This is a genomic window from Morganella psychrotolerans (assembly GCF_001676055.1).
GTDB classification, from domain to species: domain Bacteria; phylum Pseudomonadota; class Gammaproteobacteria; order Enterobacterales; family Enterobacteriaceae; genus Morganella; species Morganella psychrotolerans_B.
In genome coordinates, this window is the sequence record NZ_LZEX01000034.1 from 151037 (window position 1) to 170164 (window position 19128).

Annotated in this window: 27 protein-coding genes; 16 read left to right on the plus strand and 11 right to left on the minus strand. The window is 49.3% G+C overall.

Annotation, left to right across the window (positions count from 1 at the left end):
• Positions 1–20: 20 nt before the first annotated feature.
• Positions 21–1598 carry a glutamine-hydrolyzing GMP synthase gene (guaA, locus tag AYY17_RS14565; protein WP_067424683.1) on the plus strand — a complete coding sequence of 526 codons (1578 nt, stop codon included), beginning with the start codon at positions 21–23 and terminating at the stop codon, positions 1596–1598.
• A 219-nt stretch (positions 1599–1817) separates the two neighbouring features.
• A complete protein-coding gene (locus tag AYY17_RS14570) occupies positions 1818–3020 on the plus strand; it encodes a tyrosine-type recombinase/integrase (RefSeq protein ID WP_067424684.1) in 1203 nt (400 codons plus the stop codon).
• On the opposite strand, the gene AYY17_RS21920 is transcribed toward AYY17_RS14570, so the two are convergent.
• The 11 genes from AYY17_RS21920 to AYY17_RS14615 form a co-directional block, all read right to left on the minus strand.
• Positions 3021–3197, minus strand: coding sequence for a hypothetical protein (locus AYY17_RS21920; RefSeq protein WP_202906423.1), 177 nt, complete (start codon positions 3195–3197; stop codon positions 3021–3023).
• Positions 3198–3206: 9 nt separating this feature from the next.
• A complete protein-coding gene (locus AYY17_RS14575) occupies positions 3207–3404 on the minus strand; it encodes a hypothetical protein (protein WP_067424686.1) in 198 nt (65 codons plus the stop codon).
• Positions 3405–3418: 14 nt separating this feature from the next.
• On the minus strand, positions 3419–5449 hold the full coding sequence (locus AYY17_RS14580; protein ID WP_067424688.1) for a phage N-6-adenine-methyltransferase: 2031 nt from the start codon (positions 5447–5449) through the stop codon (positions 3419–3421).
• Positions 5446–6120 (minus strand): hypothetical protein, encoded by a 675-nt coding sequence (locus AYY17_RS14585; RefSeq protein ID WP_067424689.1) that lies wholly within the window; start codon positions 6118–6120, stop codon positions 5446–5448. Before AYY17_RS14585 ends, AYY17_RS14580 begins: the two co-directional genes overlap by 4 nt.
• 9 nt (positions 6121–6129) lie before the next feature.
• Positions 6130–6264 (minus strand): hypothetical protein, encoded by a 135-nt coding sequence (locus AYY17_RS22570; RefSeq protein ID WP_268873056.1) that lies wholly within the window; start codon positions 6262–6264, stop codon positions 6130–6132.
• On the minus strand, positions 6245–6502 hold the full coding sequence (locus tag AYY17_RS14590; protein ID WP_067424690.1) for a helix-turn-helix transcriptional regulator: 258 nt from the start codon (positions 6500–6502) through the stop codon (positions 6245–6247). The genes AYY17_RS22570 and AYY17_RS14590 overlap by 20 nt, the downstream gene beginning before the upstream one ends.
• A gap of 15 nt (positions 6503–6517) precedes the next feature.
• Complete coding sequence (locus tag AYY17_RS14595) at positions 6518–7021, minus strand: hypothetical protein (RefSeq protein ID WP_067424692.1); 504 nt, start codon at positions 7019–7021, stop codon at positions 6518–6520.
• A 61-nt stretch (positions 7022–7082) separates the two neighbouring features.
• Complete coding sequence (locus AYY17_RS14600; protein WP_067424694.1) at positions 7083–8174, minus strand: RecT family recombinase; 1092 nt, start codon at positions 8172–8174, stop codon at positions 7083–7085.
• A gap of 48 nt (positions 8175–8222) precedes the next feature.
• Positions 8223–9926 carry a PD-(D/E)XK nuclease-like domain-containing protein gene (locus tag AYY17_RS14605; protein ID WP_067424696.1) on the minus strand — a complete coding sequence of 568 codons (1704 nt, stop codon included), beginning with the start codon at positions 9924–9926 and terminating at the stop codon, positions 8223–8225.
• Positions 9910–10068, minus strand: coding sequence for a hypothetical protein (locus tag AYY17_RS21925; protein ID WP_202906424.1), 159 nt, complete (start codon positions 10066–10068; stop codon positions 9910–9912). The genes AYY17_RS14605 and AYY17_RS21925 overlap by 17 nt, the downstream gene beginning before the upstream one ends.
• 327 nt (positions 10069–10395) lie before the next feature.
• A complete protein-coding gene (locus tag AYY17_RS14615; RefSeq protein WP_067425101.1) occupies positions 10396–10986 on the minus strand; it encodes a helix-turn-helix domain-containing protein in 591 nt (196 codons plus the stop codon).
• 131 nt (positions 10987–11117) lie between these two features.
• Here AYY17_RS14615 and AYY17_RS14620 point away from each other — a divergent pair, with 131 nt between their 5' ends.
• From AYY17_RS14620 to AYY17_RS14685, 14 genes are all read left to right on the plus strand, one after another.
• Entirely contained in the window at positions 11118–11339 is a 222-nt protein-coding gene (locus AYY17_RS14620; RefSeq protein ID WP_067424700.1) for a hypothetical protein, read from the plus strand.
• 327 nt (positions 11340–11666) lie between these two features.
• Positions 11667–12692, plus strand: coding sequence for a DnaT-like ssDNA-binding domain-containing protein (locus tag AYY17_RS14630; protein WP_067424704.1), 1026 nt, complete (start codon positions 11667–11669; stop codon positions 12690–12692).
• Positions 12661–13134 (plus strand): replication protein P, encoded by a 474-nt coding sequence (locus tag AYY17_RS14635; protein WP_067424705.1) that lies wholly within the window; start codon positions 12661–12663, stop codon positions 13132–13134. The genes AYY17_RS14630 and AYY17_RS14635 overlap by 32 nt, the downstream gene beginning before the upstream one ends.
• Before the next feature lie 227 nt (positions 13135–13361).
• The gene (locus AYY17_RS14640) at positions 13362–13763 is read left to right on the plus strand and encodes a hypothetical protein (RefSeq protein WP_156656719.1); all 402 of its coding nucleotides are present in this window, start codon (positions 13362–13364) and stop codon (positions 13761–13763) included.
• Positions 13753–14115, plus strand: coding sequence for a RusA family crossover junction endodeoxyribonuclease (locus AYY17_RS14645; protein ID WP_067424709.1), 363 nt, complete (start codon positions 13753–13755; stop codon positions 14113–14115). The genes AYY17_RS14640 and AYY17_RS14645 overlap by 11 nt, the downstream gene beginning before the upstream one ends.
• A 205-nt stretch (positions 14116–14320) precedes the next feature.
• Complete coding sequence (locus AYY17_RS14650) at positions 14321–14614, plus strand: hypothetical protein (RefSeq protein ID WP_067424711.1); 294 nt, start codon at positions 14321–14323, stop codon at positions 14612–14614.
• 86 nt (positions 14615–14700) lie between these two features.
• On the plus strand, positions 14701–15036 hold the full coding sequence (locus AYY17_RS14655) for a nucleoside triphosphate pyrophosphohydrolase family protein (RefSeq protein WP_082981410.1): 336 nt from the start codon (positions 14701–14703) through the stop codon (positions 15034–15036).
• A 9-nt stretch (positions 15037–15045) separates the two neighbouring features.
• On the plus strand, positions 15046–15330 hold the full coding sequence (locus AYY17_RS14660; protein ID WP_067424713.1) for a hypothetical protein: 285 nt from the start codon (positions 15046–15048) through the stop codon (positions 15328–15330).
• Positions 15330–15686 (plus strand): phage protein NinX family protein, encoded by a 357-nt coding sequence (locus AYY17_RS14665; RefSeq protein ID WP_067424715.1) that lies wholly within the window; start codon positions 15330–15332, stop codon positions 15684–15686. The genes AYY17_RS14660 and AYY17_RS14665 overlap by 1 nt, the downstream gene beginning before the upstream one ends.
• Positions 15683–16114 (plus strand): hypothetical protein, encoded by a 432-nt coding sequence (locus tag AYY17_RS14670; RefSeq protein ID WP_067424717.1) that lies wholly within the window; start codon positions 15683–15685, stop codon positions 16112–16114. Before AYY17_RS14665 ends, AYY17_RS14670 begins: the two co-directional genes overlap by 4 nt.
• On the plus strand, positions 16107–16454 hold the full coding sequence (locus tag AYY17_RS14675; protein ID WP_067424720.1) for a hypothetical protein: 348 nt from the start codon (positions 16107–16109) through the stop codon (positions 16452–16454). The genes AYY17_RS14670 and AYY17_RS14675 overlap by 8 nt, the downstream gene beginning before the upstream one ends.
• 57 nt (positions 16455–16511) lie before the next feature.
• A complete protein-coding gene (locus AYY17_RS21615; RefSeq protein ID WP_156656720.1) occupies positions 16512–16682 on the plus strand; it encodes a hypothetical protein in 171 nt (56 codons plus the stop codon).
• A gap of 243 nt (positions 16683–16925) precedes the next feature.
• Positions 16926–17486: a terminase small subunit gene (locus AYY17_RS14680; RefSeq protein WP_067424721.1), complete on the plus strand. Its 561-nt coding sequence runs from the start codon at positions 16926–16928 to the stop codon at positions 17484–17486.
• Positions 17486–18970, plus strand: a complete 1485-nt coding sequence (locus AYY17_RS14685) for a terminase (RefSeq protein ID WP_067424722.1) — start codon at positions 17486–17488, stop codon at positions 18968–18970. Before AYY17_RS14680 ends, AYY17_RS14685 begins: the two co-directional genes overlap by 1 nt.
• Positions 18971–19128: the final 158 nt, after the last annotated feature.

Genomic DNA, 19128 nt, shown 5'->3' on the forward strand with positions numbered 1-19128 from the left:
TGCTTTTGGAACATACATTAATGACTACGAATATTCATCAGCACCGCATTCTGATCCTCGACTTTGGCTCACAATATACCCAGCTTATCGCGCGCCGCATCCGCGAAATCGGCGTGTACTGTGAACTGTGGGCATGGGATGTTACTGAAGAACAGATCCGCGCATTTAATCCGAACGGTATTATTCTCTCCGGCGGACCGGAAAGCACCACTGAACATGACAGCCCGCGCGCACCTGAATATGTCTTCAGCGCCGGTGTTCCGGTTCTGGGCATTTGCTACGGTATGCAGACCATGTCCATGCAGCTTGGCGGAACGGTTGAAACCTCCGGTGAGCGCGAATTCGGTTATGCGCAGGTTGAGATCCGTGAAACCTGTGAACTGTTCCGCGGCATTCACGACATGCTGGATGAAAACGGCAAACCACAGCTGGATGTGTGGATGAGCCACGGTGACAAAGTCACCTCGATCCCGTCTGATTTTACCACGGTTGCCAGCACAGAAACCTGTCCGTTTGCCATTATGGCGAATGATGCAAAACGTTTTTACGGCGTACAGTTCCACCCGGAAGTGACTCACACACATCAGGGTCTGGCTATCCTGGAGCGCTTTGTCCTGGAAATCTGTCAGTGTGACGCACTGTGGACACCGGAAGCGATTATTGAAGATACCGTTATCCGCCTGCGTGAGCAGATTGGCGACGATCACGTTATCCTGGCACTTTCCGGCGGTGTGGACTCATCTGTCACCGCGATGCTGTTAGATCGCGCCATCGGCAAACGCCTGACCTGTGTTTTTGTTGATAACGGTTTATTGCGCCTGAACGAAGCCGATCAGGTTATGGCGATGTTTGCGGGACAATTTGATTTCAATATCATTCATGCCAAAGCCGAAGACCGCTTCCTCAATGCACTGAAAGGCATTGCGGACCCGGAAGCAAAACGTAAAGCTATCGGTCATACTTTCATTGAAATTTTTGATGAAGAAGCATCAAAACAGAAACAGGTGAAATGGCTGGCACAGGGTACAATTTATCCTGACGTCATTGAATCTGCTGCATCTGAAACCGGCAAAGCGCACGTTATCAAGTCACACCATAATGTCGGCGGACTGCCGGAAGATATGGAACTGGGGCTGGTTGAACCGCTGCGTGAGCTGTTTAAAGATGAAGTCCGCCGTATTGGTCTGCAACTGGGCCTGCCGTACGACATGCTGTACCGCCATCCGTTCCCGGGACCGGGTCTGGGTGTCCGCGTACTGGGTGAAGTGAAAAAAGAGTTCTGCGATATTCTGCGCCGCGCAGATGCTATCTTTATCGAAGAGCTGCACAAGGCGGATCTGTACAATAAAGTCAGCCAAGCATTCACTGTCTTCCTGCCGGTACGCTCTGTCGGTGTCATGGGCGACGGACGTAAATACGACTGGGTTGTTTCCCTGCGTGCAGTCGAAACCATCGACTTTATGACAGCGCACTGGGCACATCTGCCATACGACCTGTTAGGTCGCGTATCTAACCGCATCATCAATGAAGTCGATGGTATTTCCCGCGTTGTCTACGACATCAGCGGCAAGCCACCGGCGACAATTGAGTGGGAATGATATCCCTATAGTTTTTAACTGTCGGTAATTATCAGAAAACCGAAAGCCATCAGTAAGTTACTGGTGGCTTTTTTGTTTTCTATTGTTTTTAATTGTTGACAAGAGCCGGCATTTTTGACGGTATATGTGACGGTATCAAAAAATAAAATCACTATAAACCGGCTGTGATACCGTCAGAAAAATAAAAATTATGACGGTATTAAGAGAGAGAATACCGACGTGCTGACTGATACAAAATTAAAAAGTATGAAGCCGCAGGACAGGCTTTATAAGGTGTCTGATCGTGATGGTTTGTATGTTGCGATCACAAAAAACGGAACGATTTCATTCAGATATGATTATCGCTTTAACGGTCGCCGTGAAACGGTGACATTTGGTAAATACGGGGCTGACGGTATCACGCTGGCGCAAGCCCGCGAATTACTGAATGAGGCTAAAAAGCAGCTGAATGCAGGTGTATCACCGGCTGCGAGCAAACGTGACGGTATTGATGCCAAAAAGGGTGCGACGGTATTCAGCGAATATACCGTCAGATATATGCAGAACGTCCGGCTGGCGGACTCTACACGGGCAATGAAAGTCTCTGTGATTGAGCGTGACATTGAACCGGTATTCGGCAGGCTGGCACTTGATGAAATCACCACACAACGGCTGCGCGCATTGTGTGAAAAGATCTGCGACCGTGGGGGTAATGCCACTGCGCTGCTGGTTCGTGAGATTGTCGGTGCTGTGTTTGATTACGCCATCGACCGCGGATATGAAATTAGTAACCCGGCGGCAAGTATCAAGGCATCTTCTATCGCGACCTTTGTACCGCGTGAACGCGCTATGACGGAGAAAGAAATTGGGTTGTTTTTCCGGGAACTTGAAAACTATAGTTGTTATCCGACACTGAAACTGGCGGTTAAATTTGTCCTGTTAACTATGGTGCGTAAATCGGAGTTTCTCCACGCCCAATGGACGGAGATCGATTTCAAACGGTCACAGTGGGAGATCCCGAAAGAGCGCATGAAAAAGCGCAGAAGCCACATTATTTATCTCTCCCGGCAGGCTATGGATATCATGACCGGCTTTAAGGTCTGCGCGATGGGGAGTGAATTCCTGATCCCAGGGCGCTATGACATCCGTAAGCCGCTGTCGAACGCAGCACTGAATAATGTGATTGATGGTGTGGTTAAACGGATAAATGCGAAAGGTGTCAGCTTTGAACCACTGACGGTGCATGACCTGAGGCGCACCGCCAGTACATTATTGCATGAGGCAGGGTTTAATTCTGACTGGATAGAGAAGTGTCTGGCCCACGAACAAAAAGGCGTCCGTGCCGTGTACAACAAAGCGGAATACGCAGAGCAGCGCCGCGACATGCTGCAACAGTGGGCAGATATGGTTGACGGGTGGATAGAAGAGGGTAAAGAGGGGTAATTACTCGTCGCCCAGCACCTTGCCGGCGATCAGGGAAGAGAGGTAAGCGGCACCGACCGGCAGCCAGAATGTGGAATAAAATACACTGGCTGCTATGTCGGTACGGTTTCCGGCGCTTCTGCTCAGTTCTGAGAAGAGATAACCGGCAATCCACAGGTAGAACGCAAGGGTAAGCATCGGGGCCTCCTATCCGTTTTTGCGCTTGTTCTGTGCGTCATCATCGCCGCACTCTTTTGAGCAGTACGCACTGCCCGGCATAACCGGTTCATCACGGCACCAGATGCAGAACCCGGTCAGGCTCTGCGGTTTCGGTGCGCGGTTGGCTAATGCGGCGGTCAGGCGCAGTTCGTTTAAATCATTGGCTTCATCGATAATATCGGGCATAAATTACCTCATGGTTACGCTGCATAGCTGTTTCTTTCCACCAGCCAGTGTGCCTGCTGCATAAACAGGTCACCGGTAGCGATCAGTTCATCACGACTGATGTAACTGATTTTGTCGCCGGTCCATGCTTTATCGAGCACGACGATTGCCCCGGCAAAGAATGCACCCGATGGTTTCTGTTTCTTATCTGCCGGCACAAACCATTCCGGTAAATCAAATCCGACACGTCCACGAATAAACGCGATATGGTCGGCCCACTCAGGCCACCACACTTCGCTGGTTGCTGCTTTTAACAGGAATACATAGCGTCCACCTTTCTCACGCATGGCTTTTGCGTGCTCCATGATGTTACGGACACCGGTCACAGCCTGTTTATCGTGGTAACTACTGCGGGAATAAGGAGGATTGCCGTATGCCGAGCCGCCCAGGTCTTTCAGCTTTTCTGACCAATCCTGAGTCAGTGCATTATCTTCAGCGGTGTAATAATCCGGACATTTGCTGTTCTGGCCATCAGTGAATAAATCCAGTGTGAACGGACCAAACTTTGCGTTGATACCCCAATACAGAGCATCTGGTGTGCGCCACTGGTCACCAACATCTTTCAGCATGTGTGCTGGTTTATTACGCAGGTCGTCCAGCTCAATAACGTAATCTGAGCGCAGATCCGGCGTTTCCTGCACTGGCAGCGCGGCAAGAATACGTTCACCAATCCAGCGCATTACCGGTACAGCCATGCTGTTACCAATGGCGCGATAACGCGGACCATCCGGGCAGTCAGCGGCATCTTTACCGCGCCAACTGATTTGAGTGTGATTATCCGGAAAGCCCTGGAGTCGCTCACATTCAACCGGCGTCAGACGGCGGACGATATTTTTTGTTGATACCGCATGAACATCTGTTTTTGTCAGTGTGTAAGAGACGCCTGATTCATCGAACCCGTTTCCGTTACCACCATTTTCAGGGGACCGGCCGATAATATTCCCGGCTACAGCGATAGCAGGATATCCCTGCCCGGGCTTGCCGCCACCTGTCGATAACGGACCGGTAATCTGACCATCACCATTTTGTAATCTCACCTCTCCCTGACTGTTTTCAGCGAATGAAAAACAGGCATTTTCCTGTCCGTGATTACGTCCCAGTGTATGAGCCAGCTCATAATTAACGTCCGGATCTTGAGTGCCATGTACAGACATTACAGCAAGGTCAGTAGCATCTTTGTAATCTCTGGCTTTAACCGTACTTGCTGTTTCATCATCAACATATTCACCGAAAGTGGCCATTCGGAAAGAACCGGCTATCAAGTGTCCTGCTTGTGCCTGGTTATCGTCTGCGCCTGTTGCTCCAACGCCATTTTTAGTAAGGGCGGCAACTGTCTGTTCCGCTTCTCCGCACGCCGGAGAATCCCCGTGCAGGCTGTCGGACTCAAATAGTATTTCTGCGGGACAGATGTCTTTTCGAGCACTTGCGATAACGAAGACACGACGGCGGCGTTGGGGCACTCCGAGATATTGAGCATCGAGGATCCGCCACGCGACAGTTCTTTTCGGTCCAGACACATAACCAGCGTTTGACCATTTTCCCCCTGTCGGTTTGAGTTCTTCACTTTCTCCGGCAAGTCCTGCAAGAAAGCAACCAAAGGCATTATCTTTGCTGCTGAGGACGCCTGGAACGTTCTCCCAGACGATAATGGTTGGCTGCTCGCCGTTTTGTTCTCTGATTTCATCAATACTGTCCGCTAATTCAACATACGAAAGGGTTAATTGCCCGCGCTCGTCACTCAGACCACCACGCAGACCGGCAACGCTGAACGCCTGGCACGGGGTTCCGCCAACCAGCAGATCGGGAGTTGTGACTGTTCCGGAACGAACCGCAGCCGCAATTTTGGTCATATCACCGAGGTTATTTACCTGCGGCCAGTGTGCCGCCAGTACCGCTGACGGGAACGGTTCAATCTCGCTGAACCAGGCGGGGAGCATCCCTATAGGTTCCCAGGCGACCGAGGCGGCTTCAATGCCGGAACATACAGATCCGTAAGTAAGTGTCATGCTGCCTCCGGCTTAAACTCAATCACCCAAACCCACGGGTTACTAAACCAGCTGCCTTCGCCATAAATTGATTGCCATAGCTCTCTATATGCGGATTTTGCTGTTTGATGTGGTTGATTGTTGCCAGGTATATAAAAGCCATTCAGCCAATTACCTTCATTACCATAACGACCAGTGATAATCCCTTCAGCTATAGCATCTTCTTCACTGATGTCCTTCAACCGCTCAACATGAACATTGGTTATTTCCAGTGATATTCGTGAAGCCCACCGAGGCATGTGGATTGATGGACGCCAGCCGTATCTCAAATTGTCGTCAGCATCAAAGTACTCTGGTGTTTCACCGTTGTCGGCGCGATAAACACAATTTTTAACCAACTGGAACGGGACTGGATCTTTGTATAATGCATTAGCTTTATCATAATCAACTAACGGACCCTGCCACGTCTCACGCACCCACAGGCGATCACCAGTTTTACCGAGTGGGCACAATCCGTACTTTGGTGCATCTAATACATGAATGGATGTGCCACTTCTTGTTTTTGTCGGTTTTTTTAGCGTTAAACCATTGTCTGGCGCTACATTTTTAACGATACGTCTGGTCTGTATTTTCTGCCCGCCCATGATGGATTTAACCATTGCTGTATTAAAGATAATTGGTCTTTCTTTCATGTCGCGTCCTCATTTATCATCACTAACAACCAACTGAAAATTATCACCATCAATAACGCAGATAACGCCACTGACGGCGCACCAGAGCGCGATCCCGTGTAGTGACAGAATTGCACTGGCGATATCAAAGCGCGCGCTGTTCATGTTTCTCTGCCTTTTTAGCACGTACCTTGTGAATGGTTTCATCAGGTGCTACCGGATTTGTCCGGCGGTCAGCAACCCACTGCATTACCTCGCTTTCTTCCCAGCGGACTGCGCGTTGAGTCAGTGCGGTGCGCTTCGGGAAGTTACCTTCGCGCTCATAGGTGTAAATGGTGGTGCGGGACAGCCCGGTAATGCGGCTGACTTCCTTAAAATCGATGGGTTTTGTTAATGGGATCATGGTGTATCTCCGGAATTAATTTTCTGACTCAAGTTTATCGAACACACTCCAGTACTTTGACCAGTCAGGCTGCTCATACTTTTCTTCGTCGTCATTCCATTCACCGTTAAATGGATTTTCACACACGGATGTCATCCAAAAGCCAATTGCATGGCAATCAGGGGTACTTTCAAATATTTCAGCAATACGTGACCAGTGATGAACGCGTTGTGGATCAGGCGGGAAATCAGACAGGTACATTCTTATAAGCTCAGCCGCTTTGGCATAGTGTTCTTGTTTCACATAGCAATTGTCGTACGTCATGGCAAGAACAGCGCGGTGGTGCAGTGGAATGTCACCACGCTTATAAAGCGGCCATACCTTATCTATACATGACCAGAATCCGTTATCCCGGCAATCTAAATAGCGAATTGCCATGTCATTCCATACCACGGGAGCGCTTCCCCACGCATTTTTCAGCTCCTCAACACATTCAGATTTTTCATTTGGCCATACTGCGATAATTGTTGTCTGACTCATGGTTATATCCTGTTAAATAGGTTTGATGTGACGCCCGAAACCTAGTCCGGGCATCATTGAATTACTGATACTCAGGCTTCATATCACTCAGCGTGACACTAAACCGCTCATACAGATCAGCGCCGAGTTTCGTTTTACGGGCATTCAGCAGTTGTTCAACCTTTGCAAAGGCGTCTGCGGCTTCCGGTGTGCCTGATTCAGGCAGAGAATTGATCTCCGCTTCCAGTAAATTGCGTGAATCAATAACGTGATATGCCTGAACTGCTTTGTTTTTCAGTTCAGTAAACAAGGTGATCCCCATTGCCTTTTTGCCTTCATCAATCCGGATGCGGATATCTTTTACTTCGTCCAGCGTTTCAGCGGTATCTATGGCTTTACGGGTTGCCTCCGCGTCGAATTCTTCAACCAGTTCACCGGTAACTTCTTTCACGGCTTCCGGCTGCTGTGGCTTCTCTTGCTGGTGGGATAACTCGCTGAGCGTTACGCGTTCTTTTGGCGGCGTAACGTCTTTCATGGTGCGATCTTCCAGTTCATCCGGAGTGTAAACACCGAGTATTACCTCGGGGCAATAAAGGCGGGCCCAGTACTTAACGGCGAGGTAGGCAATTTGTTGTTTCGGGTTTGTAGCCCACAACGGAGAGTTGCGGGTAACAACACTGGAAAGGTAAACCGGTTCGCTCCAGGTGATTTCTGCATCACCACGCAGAATGGCACCGACACGAATAAATAAACCGTGTTCATCAGCATCAGTCCAGCCACGAACACGCTTTGTGACATCATAACTGCCATTGCGTCCGCTTTTTGTTTCGGTGACTTCTTTGCTGGTGGTGCATTTTTCCCATCCGTCACCACCGTATTCATAATGGAAGCGCCCGTGAATAGCGGATGAACTTGATATTAAGGCATTAACAAGCTGTGCTTCATAACCAAGCACACCGTTGATAATGTGCGTTTTCTGAGCCACAGCGAACGGGTTCATTCCCCACTGAGCGGATTGCATAGCGATTGCCAGGCAATCGGATTCCTGACCTTTTAAGTGAGCAGGAACGGTAACAGTGCCGCGTGCCATGACCTCAGCAAAGCGCAGCATTTTATCCAGTCCGTCAGCGCTGAAAATTGACGGCATTGATTCTTTTGTCATTAACTCAGACATAATAGAGTCTCCAGCCCGGCTGATGCCGGGCATTAAATAGGGGGATGGTTAAGCGGCATTCAGCCGGAGGGCTTCCAGACGGCGCATATCGAAATCGCCAAGACCGATAGTGAGCGTGGTGGTGACCGGTCCCGGCCATACATCGGTATCCATAGCCTGGCGGATATCACGCAGGGTCTGCTTGTACTCCAGGCGCCCGAGCTCCAGTAAATCCGGTGAGGCTTCGACTACCGCGACCCAGTTGTAATTTTCATCTTTGTTGACGAATATCCAGAAGAACTGGTCGAGCTCCGCGATATCGCAATACATGGCAGCGCTGACGTGGTAATCACGATTGAAGATTTCCCGGCGGATCATGGCTTCTATCGCATCCTGCTTAAAACGTCCGAGCGATACGGATTTCAGGTCGAACCCGATACGGCTGTCCGTGGTGGATATTTCAAGGTCAGGGCGGACACGGACTTCAATACCGGTATCTTCATCAATGCCGTAATAGCTGACTTCCACGGCGCGACCGGGATGGTTAATCAGAGGCTTGATTTCAGGGTGCTCATACACCGCCTGCTGCATGGCTTTACCGAGCGCCAACTGCCCGTCATAAATCCGGATGCGGGATCCGTCAGCCTGCCACGCCTGCATTAATTCATCAGCGAAAACCGCTTCCGGGTATGCCGCTTTAATGCTTTGTGCCAGGTCTTCTTTTTTACCTGAGGTTTTAACCGGCTCCGGCTTGCTGCGTTCAGCGTCAACCAGCTCCTGATTAATCTCCGCAAGCTGCTCTAACAGCGCTTCACGACTGCCGGATGTTTTCAGCGGCACCGGCAGGGTGTTGTTGTAAGTCTTGATACAGGCTTTCATTGCGGCAGCGGTATGTTTTTCATGCTCAGGAATGGTACAGAAAGCATCCGGCAGTGATACATACAGACTGCCGATTTCATCAACAGAGCCTGACAGCGGGATAGGCTGCGGCAGCGTGGCGTTATGCGCCTCAATCTCTGCCTTTAGCTGCTCCGGTGTCATAACAGGGACCAACCCGGCGTTATGGCTTTCAATCCATTTCTTCATAGATTCGGTGTTGGTGAATGCGCCAGCGGGAATGACCGGCTGAAGACTGAATTCTTCATCCAGCTTTTCCGGCTCCAGTACCAGCGTGTGGAACAGACTGCCGAAATCCAGCGCCTCAGAGCGTTCGCGCTGGATAGCTTTTGTAATGTGGCGGCGGTGGTAATACATCAGGCTGATGCGGGCATCTTTCAGCATGGTGCTGCTGATACCGTTTGATGCGTGGTAATCATCGTTGGTGATTTCAGGGTAACGACCAGGCTCAAAGTGCGGCGGCTCAGCGGCTGCCTGACACTCTTGTGTGGTTATCATTTCCTCTGATTCGCCTGATAGATAAACCGTTTGTTTATCATTTTTTGCAGCAGGAGATACGTCAGCGACACACAGCGATTCAAAATACTGCTTCTTATCGCTGGTGGCAGGGTACTTATCCATGTTGCTGATGATGTGTGACAGCGCAGCAATGCACTGATCATCAGGCAGTGACTGTAAACAGGTTGATGATGTCGCGGCGATGCCGACACGGAAAACAATGTTGTCGTATTTCGCCAGCTCAGGTTTGGCTTTATCACCGTTGATGCGGGCAATCAGGTCATTCAGTTCCTGAGCAGGAAAGGTATCACCTGTGCAGGAAGATAAAATTGCCGCGGCTAAATTAGCGTCCATACGTTCTTTATTGGTTGCTGCCATTTTCTTCACCTATAAGTTGTTCTGTCCGTGCGGCTGTTTTGGTGGTGTAAGCCCACTTAACGCCGTCAAGAAATGATGAGAACTGCTGTTGCTTGCCGCACACGATAAAGATGTGCAGTCCGTTAAGAATAAAAAATGTCATGTTAACCACCATTTAGATAAACCAACTGTTTATGTTTTGGCGTATAGCAAAACCGGCGTAAATCGCCAGCTCATAGTATTTTCACGTTCCGATCCCGCATTCCGGTTTTACGGGTTAGCGCGGACATTCTGCTGCATCAGAATTAAGGGTTGTGTTGCAGTTTTTATTGTTAAAGAGCGTGACCAATCTGGTCAACTTGAGATAAATAATAACCCACAACAGAACGATGTCAACAGTAAAAAACAATAAAAGATAAACAAACTGATCATGATTGTGACGTAAAAAAGCCAGCACAAGGCTGGCTGATTCTGTATCTGTCTGAGTTTATTACCGGTTTTTCTTTATGATGAACTCAATGAAGTCCTGAATCTGTTCTTTTTCAGCCGGTGACAGGGCGGCGTACCGCTTCTGGTCATACTTGATGACATCAGTGTCATTGGACGGGATCAGTAGTTCATAGGCTTTGCGTCCGAGCGCTTTGGCGATTGAATCCACGCTATCCACTGTGGCACAGGTTTCATTCTTCACGATACGGTTAATCGTGGACTGCCCGAGCCCGCTCCTGACGGATAGTTGAGTCTGTGATTTTATGCCGTCCGTCAGCATAAAGGTGCTGATGTTATCCGCCAGTATTGCGCCGATCTCGGTCGGGGAATAAATCTCTTCTGTGCTTTCCGCCGGCCGGTTGTAATGGTCGGTATCCATCCAGTATTTCTGCACCCGCGTGATGTGCTCAATCTTGCGGGCAACCGCATCACTGATATTGCGGTGACTCTTCAAATCGGATGATGAAAGGTAGCGGGAAATGATATTCGGGGCGAACCCCAGCGCATCCGCCAGTGCTTTCTGTCTGCCGTCGTAATACTTCTCCAGGATGAAGATGAGGTTATCTCTCCTTATCTCATTGATGTTTTTCATATGGGCTGCCTGATTAAAATGTATTCGTAAATGTTTATCTGATTCTGCCATTAAACAGAATCATGACCTTGTTGGTAAATGACCATGTTGGTTATTATTCTCAGAATGTTTAATAACGGAACAGGAAAAATATGGAATATTTCGATTTTCATGCATTCTGGAATGGGCTTAACAAAGAAGATCGTGTTGCATTCGCGGAAAAAGCGGGGTTAACCGTCGGTTATATCAGGTCACACCTGAGCTATGCCCGCAGGCAGCCGGGACTGCGCACCATCAACCGGTTACACCAGGCATGTATTGATCATGGCGTAACCGTAACAACAGAGGGGCTGATACGGTTCTTCACCCGCTGAATATCAAAGGCCGCGCACTGCGGTCTTTTTCTTTTCTGGTTATTTTTGATAAACAATTACGCATTTATGGTTGATCTATTTTAAAAATTTGGATAGCATTTACACATACACATAATTAAGCGGGGTAATAATGGAGATTATCAGCAGGAAAGAGGCTGCCTCGAAAGGGCTGAGTAAGTTTTTTACGGGCAAAAAATGCAAAAACGGTCATCTTGCAGCGCGTTACGTCTGTAACGGTGTGTGCGTTACCTGCAATTTTGAAAACTCGACAGTCTATCGCTCTGTGTTAAAGCAGTTAATCAACAGTGCTAAGTGAGTGGTGCTTTTATGCGTGACTACGGAAAAGTGTCCCCGCAATTCTGGATAGGTAAGACGGGCAAGGAGATCAGGGAAAAGGGATATGAAGCTCTTATTGTTTCTATGTATCTGCTGACAAATCCTCACGCCAATATGACGGGAATGTATTACCTCCCGGTTATTTATATGGCGCATGAGACGGGGCTTGGTCTTGAAGGGGCTTCAAAGGGGCTTCGAAGGTGCATTGAAGCCGGTTTTTGCCACTATGACGAAGGTGCGGAAGTTGTCTGGGTCATTGAAATGGCGAAATACCAAATTGCACCCATGCTGAAAGCGTCAGATAACCGGTGCATCGGCATACAAAGAGAGTATGACAGCCAACCTAAAAATCAATTTTTATCAATGTTTTATGAGAAATACAAAGACTGCTTTCATATGACGTCTGAGAGGAAACCATCAGAGAAAAAAGCAAGGGTCTCCGAAGCCCCTTGCAAGCCCCTCGGAAGCCAAGAGCAAGATCAGGAACAAGAACATAAAACAACTCTCTCAGGCGTGCGTGGAGAAAATTTTGTCCCTGCTCCTGACGGGGAAGATCCACCGGTAGAAAATTGGCCGGATTATCCCGGTAAATTCGTAATGACCGGTCACTGGCAGCCGGATCCTGATTTCACCCGCAAAGCGGCACAGTGGGGCGTGATACTGACTGAGCCGTACCGGTCTGAGGAACTGGCGGAATTTATCACGTACTGGCAGGCGGAAGGGAAAGCCAAGCACCATGCACAGTGGGAAATGGCGTTCGCCAAGAGTATCAGACAGCAGCGTATGAAAATCAACGGGGTAAAAAATGGAACAGAGAAAAGCAATCAGGCCGGTGACCAATTCGCCGGAAAATCAAAAGCCATGCGGGAGTTCTTACAGAGCGTCCACGACAGACACGGACCAGATGCTGTTACAGCTCTGGTGGAAAATGATCGAGTTGTACGGCGAGAAATGGACCAGGAAGAACAACACGGAACCGTCATCGATGTGGAAGCGGGCGACCGGCGGATTGAATGACAGCCAGTTTGAGATGATCTTCACGTTCTGCGTTGATCGCTGCATGAACGGCAATCCGTGGCCACCGGAACTGTCAGATGTGATTGTGATGTTGTCCGATAAGCTGGTGGACCAGAACGCATTCGGGATCCCGTTTGACGACATGCTGCGTGATTTTCAGAAGTATCAGGCAAATCGTAATAACTACCGTAGTGCTGAAATGTACCCGTTCCGGCATCCGGTGCAGTACTGGATCTTCACAGAGCTGAGAACCAAGGTGTACGACCTGCGGCTGACAGAGCCGGAAGTTGAGAAACGTCTGGCGAAGATGATTCGGCAGTGGGCTGAGCGTGTCGCTAAGGGCGAACAGATACCACGTCCGACACTGCGGGTGGAAGATAAAACCCGTCCGCCTCTGGCATGGATGGAAATGCTTGAGAGAGCTAAACAACGATCTGCATAAGGGTTTAACGTTATCAAAATGCAAGCCAGCACAACACAGTGAGGTTTTAACTATGTGGTCAGTACGTTTTCATTATATCGGGTTTAAAGTGCCTCACAATGGGTTGCAGGACGTTTCTGATGTATATCTCAATCAGGTATTTTTATGCTTGAAAAGATAAACAATGTGTTTATATTGACCTGTAAGGTAATTACCACGGGGGCTATATGCGGGTTCAGGATTATATCGTGCGTGTCCTGGAGGTTGAGCAGAATCTCACCACGCGGCAACTGACGGACGCCATCCGGAAAGACTGCAAGCGAAACATCGGCATATCGTCAGTGCGCTATGCGCTCGACCAGCTTCACCGCTGGGGTGTGATAGGTCGCAGGCGGGATTCGTATAACTTCATCCACTGGCTGCGGTATGACTACCGGGAAGGGCTTGAAAATCAGGCACAGACCCGGCGGGAGAATATCGCAAAGGCATTCCGGCGCAGCCATGAGCGCAGTGAGGCGACAGCATCAAAGCCGCGTGTGACTGAGCGAAAGCCATGTGAGCGCCGTCCGATTGAGCAGACTGGCGAACCGGCACGGATGCAGAAACTGTTTGATTCACTGCTGAAAAAGGTCAGAAGCAATGCGGGTTAATGAATTTGATATCACACCAATCCCAAAGCCGCGCATGACACAGCGGGATAAGTGGCAGAAACGGCCTGCTGTGTTGCGGTACAGGGCATTCTGTGACGAAGCCCGGTTACGGGGTGTGGCGCTGCCGGAGTCAGGCGCTGAGATAGTGTTTCAGATGCCGATGCCGAAAAGCTGGTCCGGTATTAAAAGGCGCAGCATGGACGGTCAGCCGCACCAGCAGAAGCCGGACGTCGATAACCTGCTCAAAGCCCTGATGGATGCACTGTTTGATGATGATTGCAGGGTCTGGAATGTGGCGGTTTCCAAGGTCTGGGGTGAGGCAGGAAAGATAACGGTAAGGTTACCGGAGTAATGGCGAAATCATGAACTTATTACCATCAGGTAAGTTTGTGAGCGGGTTATTTTATTGGTGAATGATATCGGTAATAAGTTATGAGTTAAAAATCATGCTGTTATGTGTCGATTTTTCTGAGGTATCAATACCGGATTATTAATGATTATGTGAGGCGCTGGGTGCATTGCTGCGACCTCATTGATGATGTGGGAGATGTAACACAATGAAATATCCAAAAATAGATGATTTCCACAATGGCATTAAACCAATGCCGAAGTTGTTCCGGGTTATCAGTGTAGAACTTGACGTTTTGCGCGCTCATTTAGGTTCTGGCGGTGGAGTTATATTTGATTGTGATGATGTCGAAATCAGGAAAGTAAGACGGGTTAAACACAATGGCGGCTGGTGCTGGCAGCTGGTCAGAGAGCACAAAGACCAAGAACAGTGGGATTATTGTCTCAATCAAGACAGGGAGTGTCTGGATAACCTGAATTGGGAATTTGGTCTGTTCAGATAAATAAACAATCGTGACATGTCACGGCGATATTAATTAAAAAATTAACCGCAAGTGCGGCATAACCTAGGACAGAAGGACTTTTGACTATGGAAATTAAGCAACTTCAGCAGCAGATTCATCAGCAAAACGTAGATGCAGGATGGTGGGATAACCCAAGAGAGAAAGGCACATTGCTGTGTCTCATCCATTCTGAAATCAGTGAAGCGATGGAAGGCGAGCGGAAAGACCAGATGGATGAACATCTGCCTCACCGAAAGATGGCGGAAGTCGAACTGGCGGACGCGGTAATTCGTATTCTGGATTATGCGCAGGCATTTGGATATGACATTGAAACGGCCATTTCAGAGAAGCTGGAATACAACAAAAACCGCGCTGACCACAAGCGTGAAAACAGAGCCATGGCGCACGGAAAACAATTTTAGGAGCTACCAATGGAATGGATTAAGACGAGTGAGCAACTACCTGAAGCTAAAGAGCGTAATTATCAGGTTATCGCATTGTGCAGGAAAAAATATGTCGGCGGGAATTACGACGGTGAGCCGAAGAAAACAATCGTTCAGGATTGGGTTGTCCGCCAGTGGCCTAATAACTTTCTGTACTGGTCAATCATCCCGGCACTGCCACAACCATCGCAGCAGGAAGTGAAGTCGGCGCTGGAAATAGGTATGTCCCGTTACGCAGGTGCTATGCAGAAACTCGCAGAAGGAGGCGATTAATGAAAACCGTAAAAACAAGTGAGCTTTCAGGTCGGACGCTGGATTGGGCTGTAGCGATGGCAGGCAAACTGAAGGTGTCAATCAATGAGCTTGGCAATGTCTTGGTGAAAGATGAAAGATTTATTGGTGTCTATAAGCCATCGGAGCGATGGGGGTTGTGCGGTAAGTTTATTGGGCAGCTATGGATCGAAATATCCGTGGAAGAAATCGATGGTGTTGATTATTGGTATGCATCACCGCCTCATCTGGTTGGCGACTATGCAACAGGCAGCACACCGCAGGAAGCAATTTGCCGCGCTGTGGCTATGGTTGAGTTTGGCGACACGGTGGAGATTCCGGAGGAGTTACTGAAATGACCGACGATAAATTCAAAGTATGCATTAATATCATCCGGCAGTGCAGAGAGCTGGATAAATTCACCAATAAAACGGTTGCTCAGTTGCTGTGCATGTCAGCCTACAGAGTCCGTGGTTACACAAATACGCTTTACAATATCGGCTGCATTAAAAAGATTGGCGGGGTTGCCAGAGGTAGGACGATAATCCCTGACTTCGTTGTTGCTGACGATGCAATCACCAAGTTGTACCAGTGCATGCGTGAATACACCGGGGAGATTGTGCCGGTAGCTACACAGCAGCCGGATAAGCCGAGACACATCGAGTTCTGTGGGCGAGTGGTTGAGAAAGCGTATATCGATCCTGAGTTCGGACGGTCGGACATAACGCGGTTTGATTCGTTGCTGATGGGCGTGCGCGGTCAGCGTGAGGTAACTATCAATGGCTAAAACCCCGACAGAACGCAAAGCAGCACAGCGTAAACGCCAGCGTAGCGCTGGTATGATAACCCCGCAGTGGCAGATTGAAGCCGAAGAGCACGAGATGATCAAACGCAACTGTGCGCTGCGCCGTCCCGGTCGTGAGCCATACGATGAAGCCGAGTACATTCAGATGCTGATACGCAACGACGATGCACGGCTTAAGCGTGAGATTGCTGAACTATCAAAGCGCTGCTGTGGTAAGTGCGGCGATGCGCTGCCGGTCACTGAGTGCTGTTTTTCAGGTGATGCCGAATGCTGGAATACAAGAGGGTGGCATGAGGTTAAACTCAGGGTGGTTGACAAATAACAGGTAAAACTGAAATTTGGTTGACGCGAAAAAATAAACCGCCGGAATGGAGGGTCGATGGAGCCAATCAACGATGAGTATATAAAATTACTTGGGCGTCAAATGAAAGAGCGAGCATTACAAGTCAAAAAACCGACTAGGAAAGAGATGTTATTTTTTTACTTCAAGGTGATTATTCACTCAATGGTGGCAGTAATTGCTGTGCTGGTTATCGATGGGAGGTTGTGAGATGAACTTGTTCGATGAATTTGAAGGCTTCGACGAGTTTGAGTGGGTTTAATTTGGTGTAATTACACCGTTTTGATTCCCTCATGTGTGAGGGTAGCACTGGCTAACTGTCTGATACTATTCCGTTATGGGAATCACCATAACGAAAAATCCAACTACCAAAAGATTTTTGGTAGTTCAAAACACTTCACAGGTTTGAATGTTATCTTTTAGTTGGTCATAATAAACAAAGAGGTAATCATTATGACCATCAAAAGACCACGCAAACCACCAGCACGAAAGCCTACACCGTTGAACGCTCAGATGGAGCGTTTTTGTCAGGAATATCTCAAAGCGCCTGATAATCAGGCTGATGCTGCCATTGCTGCCGGGTATGCTCCCAGCAGTGCCTGTAAACGCGCATCGGTACTGATGGCCGATCCCCGTATTCAGGAACGTATCGCCCAGCTTATGCAGCAGCGGAACAAGCGCACCAAGATGAGCGCCGACACTGTACTCAAGCGGCTGGTGGATATGCTGGATGCTGATATCGCGGATATTCTCACTGAGAAAGGCGATATCAAGCCCATCAGTGAATGGTCGCCGGTCTGGCGTAAATCGGTGGCCGCATTCGATATCATTGACATAGATGGTGATACCCGCCTGAAAAAAGTGAAGCTCCTGGATAAACTCAAGGTGCTGGAGCTGATCGGTAAGCACGTCGATATCAACGCATTCCGCGAACGTGTACAGGTGGACGTCAATATCTCGCTGGCGGATAAACTGGCAGCGGCACGTAAACGGGCAGCCGAGGGCATTGAGTAATGACAGATGCCGCTACCGCGACACCGGAAGAACAGCTGATTGATGATATCGCCATGTTCACGCATGACCCGCTCAGTTATGCACTGTACGCATTTCCGTGGGGCGAGGCGGGCACCGAACTGGAAACGGCTGGCGGTCCGCGTCAGTGGCAGGCAGAGGCATTGGGTGAAATAGGACAGCATTTGCGTAATCCGGACACCAGGCATCAGCCGCTACTGCTGGCTCGCGCATCCGGGCACGGTATCGGTAAATCAGCATTCATTTCCATGGTGATTAAGTGGGGCATGGATACCTGCGAAGACTGTAAAGTCGTCGTCACCGCCAACACCGAAAACCAGCTGCGAACCAAAACATGGCCGGAGATTGCCAAGTGGCAGCGTCTTTCCATCACTCGCGACTGGTTCACATGTACCAAAACCGCTATCTATTCCAACGACCCGAACCATACCAACGCATGGCGGGCAGATGCCGTGCCATGGTCAGAGAACAACACCGAGGCCTTCGCCGGGCTGCACAACCAGGGCAAGCGCATCATTCTGGTGTTCGATGAGGCATCCAACATTGCCGATCTGGTGTGGGAAGTAGCTGAGGGGGCACTGACGGATGAGAACACGGAAATTATCTGGATTGCGTTTGGTAACCCGACCCGTAACACCGGGCGCTTCCGGGAGTGCTTCCGGAAGTTTAAACACCGCTGGCGCACAAAGCAGATAGACAGCCGGACGGTGGAGGGGACCAACAAAGAGCAGCTTCAGAAGTGGATAAATGACTACGGTGAAGACAGCGACTTTGTAAAAGTCCGTGTGCGCGGTATTTTCCCGTCCGCCTCTGAAACGCAGTTTATCCCGACCGGCCTGACCGATGCCGCCATGAAGCGCATTGTAACCGCCGCTGAGGTGGCTCATGCGCCGGTAATCATCGGTGTTGACCCTGCCTATTCCGGCGCTGATGATGCGGTTATCTACATGCGGCAGGGACTGCACTGTAAGTTTTTATGGTCCGGTGCCAAAACCACCGATGATGTGATCATGGCGAAACGTATTGCTGATTTTGAAGACAGCCTTCAGGCTGACGCAGTGCATATTGATTTCGGCTACGGTACCGGGATTTATTCCGTTGGCATGAACTGGGGGCGCGACTGGCAGTTGGTGCAGTTCAACGGTTCATCGACAGATCCACAGATGGCTAACAAGCGCGGCGAGATGTATAACAGCGTCAAAACGTGGCTTAAAATTGGCGGGGCGCTGGACGAGCAGGAAACAGCTGACGATTTATCTACCGCTGAATACAAAGTCCGTCTGGACGGAAAGATACAACTGGAAGCCAAAGACGATATTAAAAAGCGCATAGGCCGCTCTCCTGGTAAAGGTGATGCGCTGGCGCTCACGTTCGCTTACCCTGTCACCAAAAAAGATCCACAGTTCAAACAGAACGTCTCCCACGGCTCAATTGTCGCCGATAACGATTACGATCCCTACGCCTGAATCCCACGCAAAAAAAAAGCCCTCACGAAGAGGGCAAGCTGTAGCAATGGCAACATCTATCAAGAGAGTGGAACTATCAACGGCTGATTGATAAACAAAATGTTAGTCATGTTTATTTCAAAAGTCAATAAACTTGATATACAATCCCTATAAGATAA